Source organism: Erwinia sp. AK-PDG3-5, from assembly GCF_056821705.1.
In genome coordinates this window covers 4,177,085-4,197,336 of the sequence record NZ_CM165967.1, presented here as the reverse complement: position 1 = coordinate 4,197,336, position 20,252 = coordinate 4,177,085, and the positions used below count along the sequence as shown (strand labels likewise).

Here is a 20,252-nt window from a genome sequence, read left to right as displayed (position 1 = left end):
GATCACACAATGAAACAACGCGATGATATTTCTGCCAGCACGCTCTATATCGTTCCAACCCCGATCGGTAATCTGGGCGATATCACCCAGCGTGCGCTGACGGTGCTTGCGGGCGTCGATCTGATCGCAGCGGAAGATACACGTCATACCGGACTGTTGCTACAACATTTCGCCATCAATGCGCGCCTGTTCGCATTGCACGATCATAACGAACAGTACAAAGCCGAAACGTTGATTGCCAGGCTGCAGGAAGGCCAAAGCATCGCCTTAGTTTCCGATGCCGGCACGCCGTTAATCAACGATCCTGGCTACCATCTGGTGCGCCGTTGCCGTGAAGCCGGTATCCGCGTCGTTCCTCTGCCTGGCGCCTGCGCCGCGATCACAGCATTAAGCGCAGCGGGGTTACCGTCCGATCGATTCTGTTACGAAGGATTTCTACCGGCCAAAAGCAAAGGACGTTGCGATACGCTTCGCGAGCTGGAACAGGAACCGCGCACGCTGATCTTTTACGAATCCACCCACCGTCTGCTGGAGAGTCTACAGGATATGGTGACGGTTTGGGGACCGGATCGCTATGTTGTGCTGGCCCGCGAGATCACTAAAACCTGGGAAAGCATTCAGGGCGCGCCGGTGGGCGAGCTGCTGGCCTGGGTTCTGGAAGATGAAAACCGCCGCAAAGGCGAGATGGTATTGATTGTCGAAGGTTTCCACGCCGAAGAAGACGCGCTGCCGCCGGAAGCGCTGCGCACCCTGGCGCTGTTGCAGAAGGAGCTTCCGCTGAAAAAAGCCGCGCAATTAACCGCCGAAATCCACGCTGTGAAAAAAAATGCGCTGTATAAATACGCCCTGGAGCAGCAAGAGGGGTGACAAATCGCGCGGGATCCCCTATTATCCGCGCCGAAGCTGACCAGGCAGTCGCCGCTTTGTTGCCGTCCTCCTTCGGGGGAGACAGACAGAGGGGAGGAAAGTCCGGGCTCCATAGGGCAGGGTGCCAGGTAACGCCTGGGGGGCGCAAGCCCACGACCAGTGCAACAGAGAGCAAACCGCCGATGGCCCACTTGTGGGATCAGGTAAGGGTGAAAGGGTGCGGTAAGAGCGCACCGCGCGGCTGGTAACAGTTCGTGGCACGGTAAACTCCACCCGGAGCAAGGCCAAATAGGGGTTCACCAGGTACGGCCCGTACTGAACCCGGGTAGGCTGCTTGAGCCAGTGAGCGATTGCTGGCCTAGATGAATGACTGTCCACGACAGAACCCGGCTTAACGGTCAGCTTCAACTCATTCAAATAAAAACCCCGCTTCGGCGGGGTTTTTGCTTTATCGGGTCAGTTCAGTTTGATGCTCAGCCCATATGTGACGAACGCCAAACCCTCTGTTGGGGCCGGTATGCCTGCCAGCACGCAGGAAAACCTCACCGGCAGGAATAACATCACCCCGCGTATTAATTTCGGGAATCCGCCCATAACATTTAAGACCGTCAGGATGGGCTATCGCGCTGTTGGGAGACCCGATAACGCCAGATTCATTAAGAGGCATTTGATGATCCCTATCAAAACCAAGGCAAGCATATTATCAGCAGATGATCCCGGAGTGAAACGGCAGGCAGGTTTCTGATTTAACCCCCAGCTTCAACTATGATGGTTGAACAAACGGGCAGCAGACTTTGTACAAGGACCTTCATATGCTCAACAAAGACACCCAACTCTGTATCTCCCTCTCAGCCCGCCCAAGCAACATCGGTACCCGCTTCCACAACTACCTGTATCAAAAGCTCGATCTGGATTTCATCTACAAAGCGTTCTCCACTCAGGATATTGAACATGCGGTGAAAGGCGTGCAGGCGTTGGGGATCCGTGGCTGTTCAGTCTCCATGCCGTTTAAAGAGAGCTGTATTCCCTTCCTCGACACCCTCTCCGACTCGGTCAAAGCCATTGATTCGGTCAATACCATCGTCAATGACAATGGGCATCTGACGGCGTACAACACCGACTATATTGCGGTGAAAACGCTGATTGAGAAGAACTTCCCGGACAGCAACCAGACGGTGATTATTCAGGGCAGCGGCGGAATGGCGAAAGCGGTGGTGGCAGCGTTCCGAGACAGTGGCTTTACTCAGGTGACGGTACTGGCGCGTAATGAAGAGAAAGGCGCCGCACTGGCCAACAAATATGGCTTCCGCTGGAGCAAAACGCCAACCGGCGAGAAGGCCGATATCCTTGTCAACGTCACCCCGGTTGGCATGACCGGTGGCGCAGAGCAGGACCAGCTGCCGTTCAGCAAAGAGGACGTGCAGGCCGCTACTTTTGTCTTTGACGTGGTGGCCTTCCCGGCAGAAACGCCGCTGATCGCGCTGGCGCGGGAATATGGCAAAACCGTGGTGACGGGTGCGGAAGTGATCGCCCTGCAGGTGCTGGAACAATTCGCCTTATATACCGGCGTGCGTCCCGATGAAGCGCTGATGCTGGAAGCGTCAGCCTTCTCGCGTGCCTGAACCCATTGCTTAGCCCCCGGTGACCGATCCTTTCCGTCAGGAAAGAGGCTTTTCTGGTAAGCTTGAGCGATTATCGCCGCAAAAATTGAAGGATCTGAGGAGAACAGCATGAACAGTGGACCGCTAAACGAAGAAGAGCTGGAGTGGCTGGATGAGGCGCTGATGAATCACGGCAGCGAAAACTCCGTGCTGGATATCTCTGAACTGGACGGCATGTTTACGGCCATCCTGTCTGGCCCGACGAAACTGCCTTCTTCAGTCTGGTTAACCGCGCTGTGGGGCGGTGAACAGCAGATCCCGCTATGGCCGAGCGATGTGGATGAAAACCGCTTCAACGACCTGATCTTCCAGCATCTCAATGACACCGCTGAACGTCTTGCGACCGCGCCAGACCAGTTTGAACCGCTGTTTGGCTTCAGCACCATTGATGATGAAGATTATGAAGTGGTCGAAGACTGGTGCTTTGGCTATCTGCGCGGCGTGGCGCTGGATGACTGGTCCGGCTTACCGGACAGCCTGCAACCGTCGCTCGATGCGATTGCGGTCCACGGCGATGAAGAGCAGTTTGCGAAGCTTGAAAAGATGACGCCGGATGAATATGTGCTGGCGCAGCAGGCCATCCGCCCGGCGGCGCTCAAGCTGTATGAGTACTGGACCGCGAAGCGCGCGCCTGAGTAACGCTTCACGATGATGCCAGAAACAGAAAACCCCGCTTCGGCGGGGTTTTCTGTTTCTGGACTTTCCCTGATGCCGGCTTAAATTAAACAGGCAAATCAATTACCAGCGCGCGCAGCAGCGTCTCGGCCATCAGCGTTACGCTCACTTCTTCACGAATAAATGCGCCATCTCCGCAGACCAACGCTTCTTTTGCCTGCGTTCCGGTCACCGCATTCAGGCCGCCGTGAATCGACTGCAAATAGGCGCGCGGCCCATGAAGTTTAAGGGTCAGCGTCTCGCCAGGTTCAAGCACCACATGATGCACCCAAACCTGCTGACGCAGTTGCAGGCTGTTGTCCGCGCCATCCGGCGACGCCAACAGCGTATAACGGGCGTTTTCTGGCATCTTCACGCGCTGTACCGCGGCGTTCTCACGCTCGGGACAGGCATCCAGCCAGAGCTGCATCCGCGTCAGTTCCTGCTCTTTACTGACGTTAAATTCGCTGTAACTGATGCCGGGTTGCGTCGAAAGCAGCAGCGCCTCGCCCTGTTGCGCGAATGCGTGGTTGCCTTCGCTGTCGCGATACTCTGCCTCGCCCTGCAAAATCAGATTCAGTACGTCGACCTTTGGATAGGTTCTCGGTTGGAAGGAAGCCCCTGGTGCCAGCACTTCCTGATTGAGCACGCGTAACGACGCGTAGCCCAGTAATTTGGGGTCAAAATAGTGGCCAAAGGAAAAGGTATAGCGGGCTTGTAACCAGCCATAATCAGCCTTGCCACACTCTTGCGCGGTGCGACTGGTAATCATAAATCCTCCCCGGTCGATGTGATTTACCCGACCGTTTATTCTGCATCTATAGTAAGTTTCTGGACGCCGGATTGTTAGCCAGTTAATCTGCTCGGTATATTCAAAATTCCTGACAGAGAACCGCAATGGCTAAAGACCGCGCCCTGACGCTGGAAGCGCTGAGAGTGATGGATGCTATCGATCGCCGGGGCAGTTTTGCTGCCGCAGCGGACGAACTGGGTCGGGTACCTTCCGCGCTCAGCTACACCATGCAGAAGCTGGAAGAGGAGCTGGACGTGGTGCTGTTTGACCGTTCCGGCCACCGCACCAAGTTTACTAACGTCGGCCGGATGCTGTTAGAGCGTGGCCGGGTGCTGTTGGAAGCGGCAGATAAGCTGACAACCGATGCTGAAGCGCTGGCGCGCGGCTGGGAAACGCACCTGACCATCGTCACCGAAGCGCTGATCCCCAGCGAATACCTGTTCCCACTGATCGGTAAGCTGGCCGATAAGGCAAATACCCAGATTTCGCTGGTGACGGAAGTGCTGGCCGGTGCCTGGGAACGTCTGGAGCAGGGCAGAGCGGACATCGTGATTGCGCCGGACCTGCATTTTCGCGCCTCGTCGGAGATCAACACCCGCAAGCTGTACAGCATGATGAGCGTGATTGTCGCCAGCCCGGATCATCCGATTCATGACGAGCCGGAACCGCTGTCCGAAGTGACCCGCGTGAAATACCGTGGCATCGCGGTGGCGGATACCGCGCGCGAGCGTCCGGTGCTCACCGTGCAGCTGCTGGATAAACAGCAACGGCTAACGGTCAGCACCATCGAAGACAAACACCGTGCCCTGCTGGCCGGACTGGGCGTGGCGTCGATGCCATATCCGATGGTGGAAAAGGATATCGCCGAAGGACGCCTGCGGGTGGTTAGCCCGGAATACACCCGCGAAATTGACATTATCATGGCGTGGCGGCGTGACAGCATGGGCGAAGCGAAGGCCTGGTGCCTGCGTGAAATTCCGAAACTGATGGCCAAACGCCAGAGTTAACCGGCTGCGTCATCCCACTGCGTTCCGCGCAAAAAAACGGCCCCTCACTGAGGTGGCCGTTTTTATTTCTGCAGGCGACAACTAGCGGAAGCGCAGGTCACGGCCATGCGGCTCGTCCCAGTTAAAGGCGGGGCCGATCGAGATCACCCCGGACGGGTTGATCGTTTTGTGGCTGCAATAGTAGTGATGGCGGATATGCGCCAGATCGACGGTTTCGGCCAGGCCTGGCATCTGATAAATCTCCCGCAGGAAGCCGTTCAGGTTCAGGTAGTCACTTATGCGGTGCTTATCGCATTTAAAATGGGTGACATACACCGGATCGAAACGCACCAGCGTGGTCCACAGACGCAGATCGGCTTCGGTCAGCCGATCGCCGGTCAGATAACGATGTTGCCCCAGCAGCTGCTCCAGACGATCCAGCGAGCTGAACAGGGCGGTCACCGCCTCATCGTAAGCCGGTTGCGAGGTGGCAAAGCCCGACTTGTAGACGCCGTTGTTCACCGTGTCGTACACCCAGCTGTTCACTTCATCAATTTTTTCGCGTAAATCGGCAGGATAATAATCCCCGGCCCGCGCGCCAACCGCATCAAACGCACTGTTTAACATGCGCAGGATATCGGCGGATTCATTGCTGACGATGGTGTTTTGCTGCTTATCCCACAGCACCGGCACGGTGACGCGGCCGGTGTATTCATTATCGGCATGCAGATAGAGCTGATACAGGTACTCGTTCTGATACAGGCTGTCGCCGGTGGCCGCCGGGAAATCGTCGTCGAAGGTCCAGCCGTTTTCCAGCATCAGCGGATGCACCACGGAGACGGAAATCATCGATTCCAGCCCTTTCAGCGCGCGCATAATCAGCGTGCGGTGCGCCCAGGGACAGGCAAGAGAAACGTACAGATGATAACGGTCTGCCTCAGCACGGAAGCCGCCTTTGCCGGTAGGGCCCGCTTCACCCTCGGCGGTGACCCAGTTACGGAAGGCCGATTCAGAGCGTTTAAAACGGCCGCCGGTGGATTTGGTGTCATACCAGTTATCGTGCCAGACACCGTCAATCAGTTGTCCCATATTTCCTCCAGTCCCTAAGTGAGAAAGCAACAAAGCCCTTAGTTCTCGCGTTGCCGGGGCGTTAGCCGCCTTCCTGCAAATCGAAATCTAAGGGCCAGCATCGTCGTCGCTTTGATGCTACTGAGTATAGCGGGTGTTTCTTACCACTTTTTATTCAGCAGGCGATCCAGGCTGATTGCGCCAGGGCCGGTGATGAACAACATCAGGAAGCCACCGGCGATGGTCAGGTTTTTCATAAAGTTGATTGAGTTACCGGCTACCGAGAAATCGATATGGAAAATCATCGCGGTGATCACGGCGAAAATCGCGGTGACGATAGCGGTAAAACGGGTCAGGAAACCGAACAGGATGGCCAGACCGCCGCCAAACTCAAGCAGGATGGTCAGGGGCAGGAAGAAGCCCGGAACGCCCATGTGCTCCATATACTGCTGAGTGCCGGCATAACCGGTGATTTTGCCCCAGCCCGCCACGATGAACAGCACAGGCATCAAAATACGCGCTACCAAAAAGCCGATATCTTCTAATTTTTTCATGATTCACCCTAACAAGTTTTAACTGGCAGGAAACATTCCCCACCGTATTAAGTTCAGGCCTGAAGCGTCTTAAGCGCTTAGTACCGTTCGTTGCAGGAGATAATATTCGCGAATCGGAATCATTGTAAGCGAGATAAACTGTCGATGTTTATCAGGAAAATTGAACAGGAAGGGCAGAGCCGGAAATCACTGGAGGTGTTTAGATGGCGGGCAAAAGAAAAGCCCCATTCAGCGAGGGCTGAAGGGGCTAGCGACGAGGGAGATAGTTGCGGACCATCCGCCAGGTGCTCCACACGCCGATGCCGCGTTTGGCCCAGCGTGAGAGGCGACGCGGATTACGCACGGACCAGATTGCCATCAGGCCGCTGCCGACGGCGACATAGCGACGCAGACCAATCAGCGTCAGCCAGCCGTGATCGTAGCGGGCTGTGCTTTCCAGAAAGCGCTTCTTACCGGCACTCAGGTCAAGCCGCTGCTGCTGGATCTGACCTAGCAGATCGGCTTTACGTGCATCACGCTCACGGCTCATCAGTCATCCTCCAACAGCTGGCGGTCAGACTTCAGTTCTTTACGCGTGGCGCTCAATAAGGTGGAACGACGTGATTTTGCCAGGGTCCACAGACCGAAGATCAACGCCAGGGCAAACAGCACTGCGGTGGTGATGCCGATCGCCATCAGACGATACTGCGCATCCACAGCCCAGATGATTAACACCATCAGGCTCATCAAGCCAAAAGCGGTAAAGAGCATGGTAAGGCCAATCATCAACAGCATCTGTATCAGATTGGCCTTCTCTTCCTCAAGCTCAACCACTGCCAGCCGCACGCGCGTTTCCACAATCCCCACCAGGGTGGTGACAATGCGCTGTCCAATGTTAATGACCCCTTTGCCGGGGCCGTGGCTTTGCTGAGAATCTGCCATTATTAACGACGCGTCAGCAAGACACCCAGTACCACACCAATCGCGGCACCGATACCTACGCTGGTCCATGGATTTTCACGCACGTAAACATCAGCGTGGTCAGCCACTTCGCGAGAGGTTTTGGCAATACGATCGCCAGAGTCACCCAGACGGGCGCGCGTGTCTTTCAATGCGCTCTGTGCTTTGCTGCGCAGTTTATCCAGCTCGTTTTTTGATTTCTCGCCGGTGTTGCTCAGCACTTCTTCCAGCGTATCGGCCAGGTTTTTCAGTTCAGCGCGCAGATGTTCAGATGTAGTATCTTTTGACATAACAAACTCCATTGATGTTCAGTAATTAGAGCCCGGCTCAGTAAGGGGCGGCCTGGACTTCTTTCAGTTCATGTTTTGCTTCTGCCAGTTTTTCTTCACGCTTAGCGATTTTTTTACTGTCATCGCCATCCGCTTTTTCCTTTTCCAGCTCTTTCTGACGCTCAACCACCTGCTGCTTGTGGGCAGCAATTTTTTCCTGATGCTGAGCCTTCAGCTTTTCGTCGGTACAGCCCGCTTTCGCTTCCGTTAATGCACGCTCCAGACCGGTCACACGACGTTGGTTGTCATGCTTTTTCGCCAGTTCAATTTCATGCTGGATCCCCTGTTCTTTCTGCAGGCACAACGAATCTGCCGCATGGGCAAAGGTGGTCAGCGAGAACAGAGCGAATCCAAGGAGAGTGCGGGTTTTCATGCTAATCGTTACCTTCCGTTGTGTTGGGCCGCAGGACGTCCCGTTAATCCTGTAAACAGTCTTCGGGGATACTGGCATAGTAAGCATAGACAGAAATCCCAAAAAGCTCAAAAAGAGAGAAGATTCTTAGGGATAGCGCAGTAAAGCCGGATAAAAATCAACCAACGGACTGTTTGCGCAGGCTGAGGCGGTTCATTAACTGCGAAGAACCCGACGGATCCATCTGGCCAATATCAAAGCCATACGGCAGCAGCTGATGCAGCACTTTTTCCGCCGCGGCGCTCTGTTCTTCGGTGTCGAAACGGATCACCAGCGAGTCGTTATCCGGGGTAATACTTTTGATGCGGATCCCTTCCGCATTCAGGCGCTGATAGACATAAAAGCCGTCCGGCAGCGTGGTGCCCTGACGGGAGGCGCGAATTTGCAGCGCGGTATCGTTGCGAAACAGGGTCGGGATAAAAGCCACCAGCATCAATGCCGAGAAGCACACGACCAGCACGCAGAGTACCCGCGTGGAGAGATAGGGTCTGAGTAGGGCGAGCATTATAAGTTTCCTTTCTCATTGTTTACGCCGCGCTTTTTGCGCCACAGCACGAACAACGAGCCAAACAAACCAAAGACCAGCAGCACCAGCGGCAGCATCATCAGGCAGAACATCATCTGATCTTCGTATTTGCGAAAAATAGGGGTTTTGCCGAGCGCAAAGCCGATAACCGTCAGGATTAATACCCAAAGCAGCGCGCTTACCCAGTTAAAGAACTGGAAACGGGCATTGCTCAGGCCGGAAAGGCCCGCAATGGTCGGCAACAGCGTACGGACAAAGGCGATAAAACGGCCGACCAGCAGCGCGGAAAGGCCATGCTTATGAAATAACTGGTGGGCGCGAACGTGATACTGGGCGGGCAGGTGCGAAAGCCATTTTTGCACGGTGGGCGTATTGCCCAGCCACTTGCCCTGAATATAACTGCACCAGCAGCCCAGACTGGCCGCGGTGGTAAGAATAAACAGCGTCATCGGGAAGCTCAGCGTGCCTTTGGCAATCAATACGCCAACCAATACCAGCAGGCTGTCACCCGGTAAGAAAGCGGCAGGAAGCAGGCCGTTTTCCAGGAAAAGGATCATAAACAGGACAAAATAGATTGCCCAGACCAAGGTAGGGTCTGAAAGAGTTTCGAAATCTTGTTGCCAGAGGGCGTGGATTAGGGCTTTAAAAATATCCATAAGGTATTCCCTTAAGACCGTCTCAAACGGTAAGAAAAGGCGCGTAACTGTAACAAAATACCGGCGAATGAGACAGGAGAAACGTGTCGCCAACGTTGTTTTACAGGGGCAAGCGACAAGGGAAAAGAAGCTTTACACAGGCTGACATTATAGCACTGTTTCTGCGGCTTGCAGGGCCACTGTGATGCCACGAAAAATCCGACTTATCGGCGATAGAGACAGAAAAATGGCTGACTGACTGATTTTAACCACTTTCACAATTTTACCTTGAAAATGTGATGGCTACATTTCCACCGTTTCGGGTTTTTATACAGGATTAAAACCTGATTTTGTGACCCGGCTGGCAATTAGTCGCTGACAGCAGGGACAACCCTTGCCATACCTCTTAAAGATGAGGGCATTCGTCAGCGCACGTGATGCGGCTGACTTCGCTTGTTACCCCGATTAAGGATCTGGCAATGTCGACGCTCAATCGCAGGGAGTTTGCTGGCCGGACTCACCCGACCAAAATTATTCAGTTTGGCGAAGGCAACTTCCTGCGTGCCTTCATCGACTGGCAAATCGATCTGTTAAACGAACATACCGAGCTGAACGCCGGTGTGGTGGTGGTGCGTCCGCGTAACAGCCAGGCCACCCGCAGCCTCAACAGCCAGGACGGGCTCTACACCACGCTGATCCGCGGCGTCAACGATCGCGGCGAAGTGGTTAGCGAACCGCGCCTGATCCGCTCGGTGAATGAGGAAATTCAACCGTGGCGGCAGCACGACGCGTTTCTGGCGCTGGCGCGGGAAGCGGAGATTCGCTACGTCTTCTCCAATACCACCGAAGCGGGCATTCAGTATGACCCGGCCGATCGGCTGGACGATAAGCCTGCCAGCAGCTTCCCGGCAAAGTTAACCCAACTGCTGTACGCGCGCTGGCAGCACTTCTCCGGCGCGAAAGAGCGCGGCTGGGTGATGTTGCCGTGCGAGCTGATTGATGACAACGGTGAGGCGCTGAAGGCGCTGGTATTGCGTTACGCGCTGGAGTGGCAGCTGCCTGCGGCGTTTGTGCAGTGGCTGGAGCAGGCAAATACCTTCTGCTCGACGCTGGTCGACCGCATCGTCACCGGCTATCCGCAGGAAGCCAGTGCGATTGAAGCCGAACTGGGCTATCAGGATGCCTATCTGGTGGCGGGTGAAGTCTATTACCTGCTGGCGATCCAGGGGCCGGCGTGGCTGGAGCAGGCGCTCTGTCTGGATCGCTATCCGCTGAATATCCGCCTGGTTGACGACATTAAACCGTTTAAGGAGCAGAAGGTGGCGATCCTTAATGGCGCGCATACCGCAATGGTGCCGGTGGCGTACCTGGCCGGGCTGGATACGGTGGGTGACGCGATGGCCGATGCCGATATCGCCGGGTTTATCGACCGCACCCTGCGGCAGGAAATCATTCCCACGCTGTCGCAGGATCCGGCTGAATTACATGCCTTTGCCGATGCGGTGCTCAACCGCTTCCGCAATCCGTTTATCCGCCATCAGCTGCGGGCGATTGCCCTGAACGGCATGACCAAATTCCGCACCCGTCTGCTGCCGCAAATCCTGGCCAGCAGCCAGCAAACCGGCGAGGTTCCGCCGCGTCTGAGCTTCGCCTTTGCGGCGCTGCTGGCCTTTTATCGCGGTAAACGCGGCGACGAGGTTTATCCCCTGCAGGACGACGCGGCCTGGCTGGCGCGCTTTGCCGAACTCTGGCCGCAGGTCGACAGCGGCAAGCTGCCGCCGCAGCAGCTGGTCGAAACCCTTTTCCGCGACTCTGCTCACTGGGGCTGCGATCTTAATACGGTACCGGGCTTAACCGCTGCCGTCACCGAACACCTGCAACGTATTGTCGGCGGCGATATGCGCCAGGCACTGACGCATTTGAACTGAGGAACACCACCATGCAGCGTTATATCAAAATCCATCCAAACGACAATGTGGCGGTTGCCCTCGCGGAACTCGCCGAAGGGGAAACCGTCAGCGTCGGCGAGCTGAACGTGGTGCTGAAGCAGGCCGTCGAGCGCGGCCACAAATTTGCTCTGCTGCCGCTGGCGGTGGGGGATCTGGTGATCAAATACGGTTTGCCGATTGGGCACGCCACAGTGCCGGTATCGGCAGGTGAAATCCTGCATTCCCACAACACCCGCACCAATCTGAGCGATGTGGATGAGTACAGCTATCAGCCCGATTTTGCCACGCTGCCCGCTCAGGCCGCTGACCGTGAGGTGCAGCTGTTCCGCCGCCGCAATGGCGATGTGGGCATCCGTAACGAGCTATGGATTTTGCCAACGGTCGGCTGCGTTAACGGCATCGCCAAACAGATGGTTAACCGTTTTCTGAAGGAGAGCGACGACGCGGCGGGCATCGACGGCGTGCATCTGTTTACCCATCCTTTCGGCTGTTCACAGCTGGGCCAGGATCACGAGAACACCCGCACCATGTTGCAGAATATGGTGCGTCATCCCAACGCAGGCGCGGTGCTGGTGATTGGCCTGGGCTGTGAAAACAATCAGGTGGATGTCTTCCGCGAGACGCTGGGCGAATACGATGCCGATCGCGTCAGTTTTATGGCGTTGCAGCAACATGATGATGAAGTGGAAGCCGGGCTGGAACACCTGCGCCATCTGTATGCCGTCATGCGCGATGACCAGCGCCAACCGGGCAAGCTGAGTGAGCTGAAGTTCGGTCTGGAATGCGGCGGCTCGGACGGCCTGTCCGGCATTACCGCCAATCCGCTGCTGGGCCGGTTCTCCGACCAGATGATTGCCAACGGCGGCACCACGGTGCTGACGGAAGTGCCGGAAATGTTCGGTGCCGAACGCATTCTGATGAGCCGCTGCCGCGATGAGCAGACCTTTGAAAAAACCGTCAGCATGATCAACGACTTCAAACGCTACTTTATCGATCACCAGCAGCCTATCTACGAGAACCCCTCGCCGGGCAATAAAGCGGGCGGCATCACCACGCTGGAAGAAAAGTCGCTGGGCTGTACGCAGAAAGCCGGGCAAAGCCAGGTGGTCGACGTGCTGAAATACGGCGAGCGCCTGCATCAGCCGGGACTGAACCTGCTTAGCGCGCCGGGGAATGATGCGGTCGCCACCAGCGCATTGGCCGGCGCAGGCTGCCATATGGTGCTGTTCAGTACCGGACGCGGCACCCCTTACGGCGGCTTTGTGCCGACGGTAAAACTGGCCACCAACAGCGAACTGGCGGCCAAAAAGCCGCACTGGATTGATTTCGATGCGGGTGCGTTGATCAAGGGAACCGACATGTCGGTGTTGCTGGAGAACTTTGTCGATACGCTGGTGGCATTCGCCAACGGCCGTCAGACCAAAAATGAGCTGAATGACTTCCGCGAGCTGGCGATTTTCAAAAGTGGGGTGACGCTGTAGGGAAGGGAATACGGACCGGCTCGCCAGGCAGCGAGCCGGTTAACGCCATCAGGCGCGTTGCTGTTCTTCCTGACGCTGGTCGGCCATACAGGCCGCCGCGGTAAACAGGATATCCGCTGAGGAGTTCAGCGCGGTTTCCGCCGAATCCTGCAGTACGCCGATAATAAAGCCGACCGCCACAACCTGCATCGCCACTTCATTTGGAATACCAAACATATTACAGGCCACCGGGATCAGCAGCAGCGAACCGCCCGCCACGCCGGATGCGCCACAGGCACAGATCGACGCCACCAGGCTCAGCAGGATCGCCGTACTGACATCCACCTGAATGCCCAGCGTATTCACTGCCGCCAGCGTCAGCACGGTAATGGTAATTGAAGCCCCCGCCATACTGATATTCGCCCCCACCGGAATTGACACCGAGTAGGTGTCTTCATCCAGCCCCAGCTTTTTCGCCAGCGCCATATTCACCGGAATATTGGCGGCGGAACTGCGGGTGAAGAAGGCGGTCACGCCGCTTTCACGCAGGCAGGTAAACACCAGCGGATACGGGTTGCGGCGGATTTTCCAGTACACCAGCAGCGGGTTAAACACCAGCGCCATCAGCAGCATACAGCCTAACAACAGGCCCAGCAGATGCGCGTAATCCCACAGCGCGGAGAAGCCGGTGGTCGCCAGGATCGAGGCCACCAGCCCGAAAATGCCCAGCGGCGCAAAGCGGATCACCAGCCGTACCAGCGAGGTTACGGCGTTCGAGGCATCGTTGAGGAAGGTGCGCGTGGTGTCGCTGCTGTGACGGAAGGCGAAGCCGAGGCCAATTGCCCACACCAGAATGCCGATATAATTGGCGTGCATCAGCGCATCGAACGGGTTAGCCACCATACTCATCAACAGGCCGTTCAGCACTTCCAGAATGCCGGACGGCGGGACGATCTGCTGGCTGGCGTCGCTCAGCGTCAGGGTTTGCGGCAGTAAGTGGCTGAAGACGACGGCCACCACGGCGGCACAAAAGGTGCTCAGCAGATAGAGGATCACGATTGGGCGGATACTGGTTTTGGTGCCGTGCTGATGGTTAGCAATCGAGGAGATCACCAGCACCATCACCAGTAGGGGGGCAACCGCTTTTAGCGCGCTGACAAACAGCGTGCCCAGCAGGCTGACAGAGTGGGCGCCCTCTTTTGAGAACCACGCCAGAGCAATGCCGGCGATCAGACCGATCATAATTTGGGTGACCAGGCTGCCCTGCAACAAACGCTGCAGCAGCCCGGGACTTCTTTCCATACGCATAGTAAAAAACCAGTGTTGTTTTCGATAAATAACAATGCGGCGCTTCAGCATCGTGTGCGCTGAATGGGGCGGCATTGGTGTGTTTGCGGGGGTGAGTATAAGGAAATGTGATGGCAGGGGAAGGGAAAAGTCGCGAAAAGTTGAGCGGGGTTAAAGATGCGCGCGGGTAAAGGAAACCCTCGCTGGGAAAATGACATATGGCCGCCGCGAAGCCGCCATATGTCAGTCAGGCCGTTACTGACTCAGCTTCTTCTGGTCGTTACGGTGATTGACCCAGGCATTAACCAGCAGGGTGACGGCCAGAATGCCGCCGACGGTACCCAGCGAGATCGACACCGGAATATGGTAGAAATCGACGATCAGCATCTTCACACCGATAAATACCAGCACCACCGCCAGACCATATTTCAGCATATGGAAGCGCTCCGCGACGTTCGCCAGCAGGAAGTACATCGCACGCAGGCCGAGGATCGCGAACAGGTTAGAGGTCAGGACGATAAACGGGTCAGTGGTAACCGCGAAAATCGCCGGAATACTGTCGACGGCAAAAATCACGTCGCTCAGCTCGACCATAATCAGCACCAGCAGCAGCGGCGTGGCGAACAGCACGCCGTTCCGGCGCACGAAGAACTTCTCGCCTTCCATGGTTTCGGTCATGCGCATCTTGCTGCGCAGCCAGCGCACCACCGGCTTGTCGCCGACGTTGCCTTCATCGTTACCGCCTTCCATCGCCATTTTGATGCCGGTAAAGATCAGGAACGCGCCGAAGAGATACAGGATCCAGCTGAATTCAGAGACCAGCCAGCTGCCGGCAAAAATCATCCCGGTACGCAGCACGATAGCACCGAGGATGCCGTAGATCAGCACCCGACGTTGAATGGCGGCCGGCACCGCAAAGTAGCTGAACAGCATCAGCCAGACAAAGACGTTATCCACCGCCAGCGCTTTTTCCAGCACGTAGCCCGTGAGGAAAGCCAGGGTTTGCGTATTCGCGACCTCACGGCCGACATTACCATCGAGGTACCACCAGAAACCGGCAGCGAACAGCAGAGAGAGGGAGATCCACAGCAGCGACCAGAGTGCCGCCTGTTTCATTGACATGGTTTGGGAGCCGCGACGACCCTGCAAGAACAGGTCGATGGCCAGCATAATAACCACGATTACCGCGAAGCTGCCCCACAGCAGAGGCGTGCCAACAGAGTGCATAGACGTATCCTGTAAAATGAAAAATGGCCGACAGAAACAGCGCTGTTTATTTCATCATAGATGACAAACAGGCCGATTCCTTCAAAGCCAGGTCTCACTTACAGCAGAACCCGTGGTTCTGTTGCCCAACGACCGGGTATCTTCGATACCGTGCTGACGATCGGTTGGCGTAAAAGTTACTCCCCTATGCTGCGGCAGAAGATACGGTCCGCCGCGGCACAGGTCAATCATAACTGGACATATTTAGAAATATTTACACAACAACGTCATCGGGCAGCTGATCCGCCGGGAAGACCACGCCGGTCTGGCGTCGAATGTCGGTCAGCAGTTTCGCCGTGGTTCGTGAGGTGGCCAGGCCCGGATGATTCACTTCGTTGCTCTCTACCAGTCGGGCGAAGGTCTCGGCTTCATACAGCATGGTATTGATATGCTGAGGATGGCTGAGGTCCTGCGAGCGGGCGCCGCGCGGCACAAAGCTGACGCGCTGGCATTCCGAAACGTGCTCAATAACCAGCGAACCCTCTTCGCCCTGGATCTCACTTGGCAGGCCAGACTGGCTGACTTTCGAGTGCAGAAGGGTAACGTCAAAATCGCCGTAATCCATCACCACCGTGCCGTGGGCATCCACGCCGCTGGCCAGCAGCGACGCATTCGCGGACACCTTATGCGGTTCGCCCCACAGGCTGACCGCGATCGCCAGGCAGTAATAACCGATGTCCATAATCGAGCCGTTCGACCAGGCCGGATTGAAGGTATTGGGATTCTCGCCGTCCAGATAGCGCTGATAGCGCGAGGAATACTGGCAGTAGTTAATCAACGCTTTACGCAGCTTGCCCACTTTCGGCAGGGACTGCTGCAGGATCATGAAATTGGGCAGGCTGGCGGTTTTAAAGGCTTCAAAAAGTACCACCTGATTTTCCCGCGCGCAGGCGATCATCGTCTCGACTTCACGCAGGTTAGACGCCAGCGGCTTCTCACAAATCACATGCTTTTTATGCTGCAGGAAAAGCAGTGATTGCTGGCAGTGCAGGGCGTTCGGGCTGGCGATATACACCGCATCAATGTCGTCCGACTGAGCCATTTGCTCAAGCGAAGTAAACAGATGCTGCACGGGGTAATCGGTGCTGAAGGCCTGAGCCTGGTCCAGCGAACGGGAGTAAACGGCGGTGAGCTTCATTTTGCCGGTTTCATGCGCGGCATCGACAAACTGGCGGGTGATCCAGTTAGTCCCTACAACAGCGAAGCGGATCATGGCGTGTTTTGGTCTCCACACGTTTATGGCGGGAGTGGCGCAGCGCGTTTGCCCTGCCCACGGCGATAACCTTCAGAGTAGCATGTGAGTTCCCGCATGCCGTTTGATTTTTCCTGTATCCTCTTTCACCCTAAGAGGAAAGATTCTCCACCGGGGCACACTGAAAACATGACGACGGGCAGTAAACACGCACTGAACTGGACCAGCATTCTGGTCGCGATCCCGGTTGGCCTGGTGGCGACGCTGGTGACACTGGGCTTTCGTCAGGCGATTGAGCTGATTAACTCGGTGGTGTTTGGCACCCAGCAGGATGTGACCCAGGCCATCGGCGTCTATCCGTGGTATCTCTGGCCGCTGGTGGTAGGTGTTGGCGGGGTGATTGCCGGTTTTTTCCTGCGTTATGCCACGGCGATTGAGCAGAAAGAGACGGTTCGCACCGATTATCTGGAAGTGATCAATGCCCGACTGGATGCCGTGCCGACCAAAACCTCGCTGTTCCGCGCTCTCTCCTCGATTGCCAGTATCAGCAGCGGCGCCTCGATTGGTAAAGAGGGGCCGATGGTGCAGCTTTCCGCGCTCAGCGGCAGCCTGATGGGCCGGCTGTGTTTCGCGAAGCTTTCGCTGCGCAACAGCGACATTGTGGCAATGGCCGCCGCCGCTGGCCTGTCGTCGGTTTACCATGCCCCGCTGGCCTCGGCGATTTTCGTGGCGGAGATTGCCTTTGGCATCTCGGCGCTACAGCGCCTGATCCCGCTGATTATCTCCGCAGGCGTGGCGGTGCTGACCATGTGGACGCTGGGCTACCGTTCGGCGATTTATCCCTTCTCCCATGCGCAGTTTGATTTGACGGTCGGCAACATGCTGCTGACGGTGATCATCGGCCTGGCGGCCGGTCTGGTGGGGTGGGCGATGATCTGGCTGATCAATCAGAGCAGGCAGCGCTTTGGCCGCATCAAAAACCTGCCGTTCCGCCTGGGATTAGGCGGCGTGCTGGTGGGCGTGATGGCGATTGCCAGCACCAATATTCTCGGCAACGGCTACGACGTGATTGTCGAAATCATGGCCGGCAGCTTCGTGCTGAAAGGGCTGATTATCCTGCTGGCGCTGAAGATGATCGCCACGGCGGTGTCGGTCGGCTCTAACGCGGTGGGCGGCCTGTTCACTCCTTCGTTGCTGATTGGTGCGGTGCTGGGCGTGGCGATCGCCACGCTGGCGAGCCTGGCCGGCTGGCCGGTCAGCAACACCGTGGTATTCGCGGCGGTGGGGATGGGCGCAGTGCTGGCGTCGGTCAGTCAGGCGCCACTGATGGCGATGCTGATGGTGCTGGAAATGACCCTCAACAGCAGCCTGTTGTTCCCCACCATGATTGCCTGCGTGCTGGCGTCAATGACCGTCTACCGTTTGCAGTCCAGCAGCACCTATCCGGTGATCAAAAACCACTTCAGCCGCTCCGATGCCAAGTTTGATTTTGATAACGGCATCATCTCGCAATTTATCGTTTCAGGCGCGGCGCTGAAGCCGGAAGATACCGTCGGCAAGGCGCTGGCGGTCAGCACGTTAAAACGCGAGCGTTTTGTCTACGTGATCGGTGATGTTGGGCAGTTTCTGGGCGCGGTGTCGATTCATGATATTTCCAGAAAGGTGCTGGATAAAGAGATTACGCTGGATTCGCCGGTCAGCTGCGTGGTGGACGAGGCCTTCCCGTTTATCTACGAAAATCAGACCATTACCGAAGGCTGGGAAGCCTTTGCCCGCATCACGCTGGAGCGCCTGCCGGTGCTGAATAATCCGGTGGAAAGGAAATACCTCGGCGCGCTGACCAAAACCAGCCTGATCCAGAAAGCCAAAGACTTCCTGTAAGCAGGGGCGCCCTTGGCGGGAACCCCTTGCGGATTACAGGCAGTCGGTCGGGTATTCGACCTTCTCGCTCACAGTCCCTCCCGCACTTTCATCACCGTCGCCATCAGCTCCGCCACGCGGCGCGGATCGACCGGTTTCCACCACTGTCCGTCTTCCTTCAGCCACTGGCCGATAATCGCGCCATCGGCGGAGCCAACCAGCGCCGGCACCTGAGACGGTGACAGGCCGGAGCCGACAATCACCGGCAAATTGGTGCCGCTTCGGACTTCGTTGACCTCGGTGTCGCTGGTGGGGTTGCCGGTGCGGGTGCCGGTGGCGATCAGCACGTCGGCATCAAACCATTCGGCATCGGTCGCCTGCTCGGGAATGCTGCGGTCGGCGGTAATGGCATGGGCGCCAAACTTGACGTGAACATCGGCGAAAATGGCGACATCGCGGGCGTCGATCATTGAGCGATAGCGCATCGCTTCCGGCGCCGGACCGTTGATAAAGCCTTCGTTAGCGATATAGGCATTGGCCCACTGATTAACGCGCACCCAGCGGGCACCGACCGCTTTGGCAATTGCCAGCGCCGGGATAGCACCGTTGGCGACACAGGTAATGCCGATCGGGGTATCGACCGCCTGACGCACGGCGAGGCAGGCGGCGGTTAACGCGGCGACCGTCTCCGGGCCGATATTTTCCGGGCGCGCAAAGGGCAGGTCGCTGGCGTTTTCGACAACAATGCCGTCCACGCCGCCGCGTGACAGCGTCAGCGCATCGGCCACGCGCCTTCGCCATACACCGCGGTATGCACCCAGTCGATGCCGTCTAAGGAGAGGGATTGCACCCATTCAAGGGAGGGATAGAGCGACACGCCGGGCTCCAGCAGCAGTCGCTTCTCCCCATGCGGTTCAATCAGCACGATGGCGCGGCAGGTGCGGCCAGGCATCTTGCGGCTGATGATTTCAATGCCCGCCAGTTGCAGGCTGACCAGCAGGGAGTCGGCAAACAGATCGTCACCGGTTTCCACCGCCAGTACCGGACTGCCGCCGGCCAGACGGCAGGCGAGGGCGGCATTGCTGATCACCCCACCGGCAGATTCGTTATCAATACGCACGTGCAGCTTTTCATCGGGCTGCGGGATGTGGCCCAGCTGCAGGGTGGTGTCAAGGCTGATATCGCCGACAAATAATGCCTTTCCCGTCGCCATCAGGTGCGCACCAGGTCGATGGCGAAGGCGTAGCGGTCGGCGCGGTAATGCACCACCGCGTACTCCACCGGCTGCTGTTCTGCATCGTGACTGAGGCGGCGGGCGACCAGGCTGGCAGAGCCTTTCGCCACCTTCAGACGTCGGGCCAGTTCCGAGCTGACCAGCGCGGCGGCGGCTTCCGCGGGCGGCGTCACCATGCGGGCACTGAGGGTTTTATAGCTGGCGATAAAGCCGCGACGGCGCATATCTTCGGCAAAGCTCGACATCTGGCTGAGCGGCTGGATAACCTGCGGCGGCAATACGATCGAGCCTTTTCCCGCCCGACGGCTGATTAGCCCTTCCTGCTCAAGCTTGTCCAGCGCCGCTCGGGTGGTGGTGCGGCTGACGCCAAACACCTGATTGAGGGCCGCTTCGGACGGCAACACGTCGCCCTGCTTAAAGACGCCAAATTCGATTTCACGGCGCAACCGCTCAGCAATTTGCCACCAGAGCGGCTGAGTACCGGCAACAAGCGCCTGTTGATCCCATTGCATAAACCCGATCCTGTCCGAGTGAAGTTGGCTCGATAATCAAATGACATGACAACCGTGTCAATACGGGG

22 protein-coding genes and 1 other RNA gene are annotated in these 20,252 nt (G+C 57.1%); 8 read left to right on the top strand and 15 right to left on the bottom strand.

Annotated features, from left to right (window positions below; translation table 11 throughout):
* The first annotated feature begins 9 nt into the window (after positions 1–9).
* From rsmI to AC1UKS_RS19615, 4 genes are all read left to right on the top strand, one after another.
* Positions 10–867: a 16S rRNA (cytidine(1402)-2'-O)-methyltransferase gene (rsmI, locus tag AC1UKS_RS19630; RefSeq protein WP_013200535.1), complete on the top strand. Its 858-nt coding sequence runs from the start codon at positions 10–12 to the stop codon at positions 865–867.
* 32 nt (positions 868–899) lie between these two features.
* Positions 900–1,277: RNase P RNA component class A (gene rnpB / locus AC1UKS_RS19625), an RNA gene on the top strand.
* 402 nt (positions 1,278–1,679) lie between these two features.
* Positions 1,680–2,489 carry a shikimate 5-dehydrogenase gene (locus AC1UKS_RS19620; RefSeq protein WP_482434938.1) on the top strand — a complete coding sequence of 270 codons (810 nt, stop codon included), beginning with the start codon at positions 1,680–1,682 and terminating at the stop codon, positions 2,487–2,489.
* A gap of 108 nt (positions 2,490–2,597) precedes the next feature.
* The gene (locus AC1UKS_RS19615; protein ID WP_106381826.1) at positions 2,598–3,167 is read left to right on the top strand and encodes a UPF0149 family protein; all 570 of its coding nucleotides are present in this window, start codon (positions 2,598–2,600) and stop codon (positions 3,165–3,167) included.
* 82 nt (positions 3,168–3,249) lie between these two features.
* Here the strand turns inward: AC1UKS_RS19615 and AC1UKS_RS19610 are convergent, their stop codons facing one another.
* Positions 3,250–3,954, bottom strand: a complete 705-nt coding sequence (locus tag AC1UKS_RS19610) for a pirin family protein (RefSeq protein WP_482434937.1) — start codon at positions 3,952–3,954, stop codon at positions 3,250–3,252.
* 125 nt (positions 3,955–4,079) lie between these two features.
* Here AC1UKS_RS19610 and AC1UKS_RS19605 point away from each other — a divergent pair, with 125 nt between their 5' ends.
* Complete coding sequence (locus AC1UKS_RS19605; RefSeq protein WP_013200539.1) at positions 4,080–4,982, top strand: LysR family transcriptional regulator; 903 nt, start codon at positions 4,080–4,082, stop codon at positions 4,980–4,982.
* A gap of 81 nt (positions 4,983–5,063) precedes the next feature.
* Here the strand turns inward: AC1UKS_RS19605 and AC1UKS_RS19600 are convergent, their stop codons facing one another.
* The 8 genes from AC1UKS_RS19600 to AC1UKS_RS19565 form a co-directional block, all read right to left on the bottom strand.
* A complete protein-coding gene (locus tag AC1UKS_RS19600) occupies positions 5,064–6,050 on the bottom strand; it encodes a glutathione S-transferase family protein (RefSeq protein ID WP_265911483.1) in 987 nt (328 codons plus the stop codon).
* A 140-nt stretch (positions 6,051–6,190) separates the two neighbouring features.
* The gene (locus AC1UKS_RS19595; RefSeq protein ID WP_265911482.1) at positions 6,191–6,583 is read right to left on the bottom strand and encodes a DoxX family protein; all 393 of its coding nucleotides are present in this window, start codon (positions 6,581–6,583) and stop codon (positions 6,191–6,193) included.
* 247 nt (positions 6,584–6,830) lie between these two features.
* A complete protein-coding gene (locus AC1UKS_RS19590; protein ID WP_482434936.1) occupies positions 6,831–7,112 on the bottom strand; it encodes a YqjK-like family protein in 282 nt (93 codons plus the stop codon).
* Positions 7,112–7,504 (bottom strand): phage holin family protein, encoded by a 393-nt coding sequence (locus AC1UKS_RS19585; protein WP_013200543.1) that lies wholly within the window; start codon positions 7,502–7,504, stop codon positions 7,112–7,114. The genes AC1UKS_RS19590 and AC1UKS_RS19585 overlap by 1 nt, the downstream gene beginning before the upstream one ends.
* Positions 7,505–7,506: 2 nt before the next feature.
* Positions 7,507–7,812: an ElaB/YgaM/YqjD family protein gene (locus AC1UKS_RS19580; protein ID WP_013200544.1), complete on the bottom strand. Its 306-nt coding sequence runs from the start codon at positions 7,810–7,812 to the stop codon at positions 7,507–7,509.
* Between the two features lie 37 nt (positions 7,813–7,849).
* A complete protein-coding gene (locus AC1UKS_RS19575; RefSeq protein WP_482434935.1) occupies positions 7,850–8,224 on the bottom strand; it encodes a DUF1090 domain-containing protein in 375 nt (124 codons plus the stop codon).
* Positions 8,225–8,381: 157 nt separating this feature from the next.
* Positions 8,382–8,768 carry an EnvZ/OmpR regulon moderator MzrA gene (gene mzrA, locus AC1UKS_RS19570; protein WP_106381821.1) on the bottom strand — a complete coding sequence of 129 codons (387 nt, stop codon included), beginning with the start codon at positions 8,766–8,768 and terminating at the stop codon, positions 8,382–8,384.
* Entirely contained in the window at positions 8,768–9,445 is a 678-nt protein-coding gene (locus AC1UKS_RS19565) for a DedA family protein (protein WP_013200547.1), read from the bottom strand. The genes mzrA and AC1UKS_RS19565 overlap by 1 nt, the downstream gene beginning before the upstream one ends.
* Before the next feature lie 458 nt (positions 9,446–9,903).
* On the opposite strand from AC1UKS_RS19565, the gene AC1UKS_RS19560 reads away from it, so the two are divergent.
* Both AC1UKS_RS19560 and AC1UKS_RS19555 read left to right on the top strand, forming a co-directional pair.
* Positions 9,904–11,352, top strand: coding sequence for a tagaturonate reductase (locus AC1UKS_RS19560; protein WP_482434934.1), 1,449 nt, complete (start codon positions 9,904–9,906; stop codon positions 11,350–11,352).
* Between the two features lie 11 nt (positions 11,353–11,363).
* Positions 11,364–12,854 carry a UxaA family hydrolase gene (locus AC1UKS_RS19555; RefSeq protein ID WP_482434933.1) on the top strand — a complete coding sequence of 497 codons (1,491 nt, stop codon included), beginning with the start codon at positions 11,364–11,366 and terminating at the stop codon, positions 12,852–12,854.
* A 48-nt stretch (positions 12,855–12,902) separates the two neighbouring features.
* Here AC1UKS_RS19555 and sstT read toward each other — a convergent pair whose 3' ends face one another.
* The 3 genes from sstT to AC1UKS_RS19540 all read right to left on the bottom strand — a co-directional run bounded on the left by sstT (position 12,903) and on the right by AC1UKS_RS19540 (position 16,599).
* Positions 12,903–14,135 carry a serine/threonine transporter SstT gene (gene sstT / locus AC1UKS_RS19550; protein WP_265911557.1) on the bottom strand — a complete coding sequence of 411 codons (1,233 nt, stop codon included), beginning with the start codon at positions 14,133–14,135 and terminating at the stop codon, positions 12,903–12,905.
* Positions 14,136–14,375: 240 nt separating this feature from the next.
* Positions 14,376–15,347: a TerC family protein gene (locus AC1UKS_RS19545; protein WP_482434932.1), complete on the bottom strand. Its 972-nt coding sequence runs from the start codon at positions 15,345–15,347 to the stop codon at positions 14,376–14,378.
* Between the two features lie 253 nt (positions 15,348–15,600).
* Positions 15,601–16,599 carry a Gfo/Idh/MocA family protein gene (locus tag AC1UKS_RS19540; RefSeq protein ID WP_482434930.1) on the bottom strand — a complete coding sequence of 333 codons (999 nt, stop codon included), beginning with the start codon at positions 16,597–16,599 and terminating at the stop codon, positions 15,601–15,603.
* Positions 16,600–16,767: 168 nt separating this feature from the next.
* Here AC1UKS_RS19540 and AC1UKS_RS19535 point away from each other — a divergent pair, with 168 nt between their 5' ends.
* Positions 16,768–18,459: a chloride channel protein gene (locus tag AC1UKS_RS19535; protein ID WP_265911477.1), complete on the top strand. Its 1,692-nt coding sequence runs from the start codon at positions 16,768–16,770 to the stop codon at positions 18,457–18,459.
* A gap of 68 nt (positions 18,460–18,527) precedes the next feature.
* Here the strand turns inward: AC1UKS_RS19535 and AC1UKS_RS19530 are convergent, their stop codons facing one another.
* The 3 genes from AC1UKS_RS19530 to AC1UKS_RS19520 are packed head-to-tail and all read right to left on the bottom strand — an operon-like array spanning position 18,528 to position 20,184.
* A complete protein-coding gene (locus AC1UKS_RS19530) occupies positions 18,528–19,226 on the bottom strand; it encodes a BtpA family protein (protein ID WP_482434929.1) in 699 nt (232 codons plus the stop codon).
* The gene (locus AC1UKS_RS19525; RefSeq protein WP_482434927.1) at positions 19,211–19,651 is read right to left on the bottom strand and encodes a carbohydrate kinase family protein; all 441 of its coding nucleotides are present in this window, start codon (positions 19,649–19,651) and stop codon (positions 19,211–19,213) included. Before AC1UKS_RS19525 ends, AC1UKS_RS19530 begins: the two co-directional genes overlap by 16 nt.
* On the bottom strand, positions 19,651–20,184 hold the full coding sequence (locus tag AC1UKS_RS19520) for a GntR family transcriptional regulator (RefSeq protein WP_482434926.1): 534 nt from the start codon (positions 20,182–20,184) through the stop codon (positions 19,651–19,653). The genes AC1UKS_RS19525 and AC1UKS_RS19520 overlap by 1 nt, the downstream gene beginning before the upstream one ends.
* Positions 20,185–20,252 lie beyond the last annotated feature (68 nt).

Coding starts and splice junctions, on each gene's coding strand:
- AC1UKS_RS19585 (WP_013200543.1), bottom strand. CDS start 7,504: ATGGCAGATTCTCAGCAAAGCCACGGCCCCGGCAAAGGGGTCATTAAC.
- AC1UKS_RS19605 (WP_013200539.1), top strand. CDS start 4,080: ATGGCTAAAGACCGCGCCCTGACGCTGGAAGCGCTGAGAGTGATGGAT.
- rsmI (WP_013200535.1), top strand. CDS start 10: ATGAAACAACGCGATGATATTTCTGCCAGCACGCTCTATATCGTTCCA.
- AC1UKS_RS19525 (WP_482434927.1), bottom strand. CDS start 19,651: ATGGCGACGGGAAAGGCATTATTTGTCGGCGATATCAGCCTTGACACC.
- AC1UKS_RS19595 (WP_265911482.1), bottom strand. CDS start 6,583: ATGAAAAAATTAGAAGATATCGGCTTTTTGGTAGCGCGTATTTTGATG.
- AC1UKS_RS19590 (WP_482434936.1), bottom strand. CDS start 7,112: ATGAGCCGTGAGCGTGATGCACGTAAAGCCGATCTGCTAGGTCAGATC.
- AC1UKS_RS19535 (WP_265911477.1), top strand. CDS start 16,768: ATGACGACGGGCAGTAAACACGCACTGAACTGGACCAGCATTCTGGTC.
- sstT (WP_265911557.1), bottom strand. CDS start 14,135: ATGGAAAGAAGTCCCGGGCTGCTGCAGCGTTTGTTGCAGGGCAGCCTG.
- AC1UKS_RS19540 (WP_482434930.1), bottom strand. CDS start 16,599: ATGATCCGCTTCGCTGTTGTAGGGACTAACTGGATCACCCGCCAGTTT.
- AC1UKS_RS19580 (WP_013200544.1), bottom strand. CDS start 7,812: ATGTCAAAAGATACTACATCTGAACATCTGCGCGCTGAACTGAAAAAC.
- AC1UKS_RS19610 (WP_482434937.1), bottom strand. CDS start 3,954: ATGATTACCAGTCGCACCGCGCAAGAGTGTGGCAAGGCTGATTATGGC.
- mzrA (WP_106381821.1), bottom strand. CDS start 8,768: ATGCTCGCCCTACTCAGACCCTATCTCTCCACGCGGGTACTCTGCGTG.
- AC1UKS_RS19565 (WP_013200547.1), bottom strand. CDS start 9,445: ATGGATATTTTTAAAGCCCTAATCCACGCCCTCTGGCAACAAGATTTC.
- AC1UKS_RS19560 (WP_482434934.1), top strand. CDS start 9,904: ATGTCGACGCTCAATCGCAGGGAGTTTGCTGGCCGGACTCACCCGACC.
- AC1UKS_RS19545 (WP_482434932.1), bottom strand. CDS start 15,347: ATGCACTCTGTTGGCACGCCTCTGCTGTGGGGCAGCTTCGCGGTAATC.
- AC1UKS_RS19575 (WP_482434935.1), bottom strand. CDS start 8,224: ATGAAAACCCGCACTCTCCTTGGATTCGCTCTGTTCTCGCTGACCACC.
- AC1UKS_RS19615 (WP_106381826.1), top strand. CDS start 2,598: ATGAACAGTGGACCGCTAAACGAAGAAGAGCTGGAGTGGCTGGATGAG.
- AC1UKS_RS19620 (WP_482434938.1), top strand. CDS start 1,680: ATGCTCAACAAAGACACCCAACTCTGTATCTCCCTCTCAGCCCGCCCA.
- AC1UKS_RS19555 (WP_482434933.1), top strand. CDS start 11,364: ATGCAGCGTTATATCAAAATCCATCCAAACGACAATGTGGCGGTTGCC.
- AC1UKS_RS19520 (WP_482434926.1), bottom strand. CDS start 20,184: ATGCAATGGGATCAACAGGCGCTTGTTGCCGGTACTCAGCCGCTCTGG.
- AC1UKS_RS19600 (WP_265911483.1), bottom strand. CDS start 6,050: ATGGGACAACTGATTGACGGTGTCTGGCACGATAACTGGTATGACACC.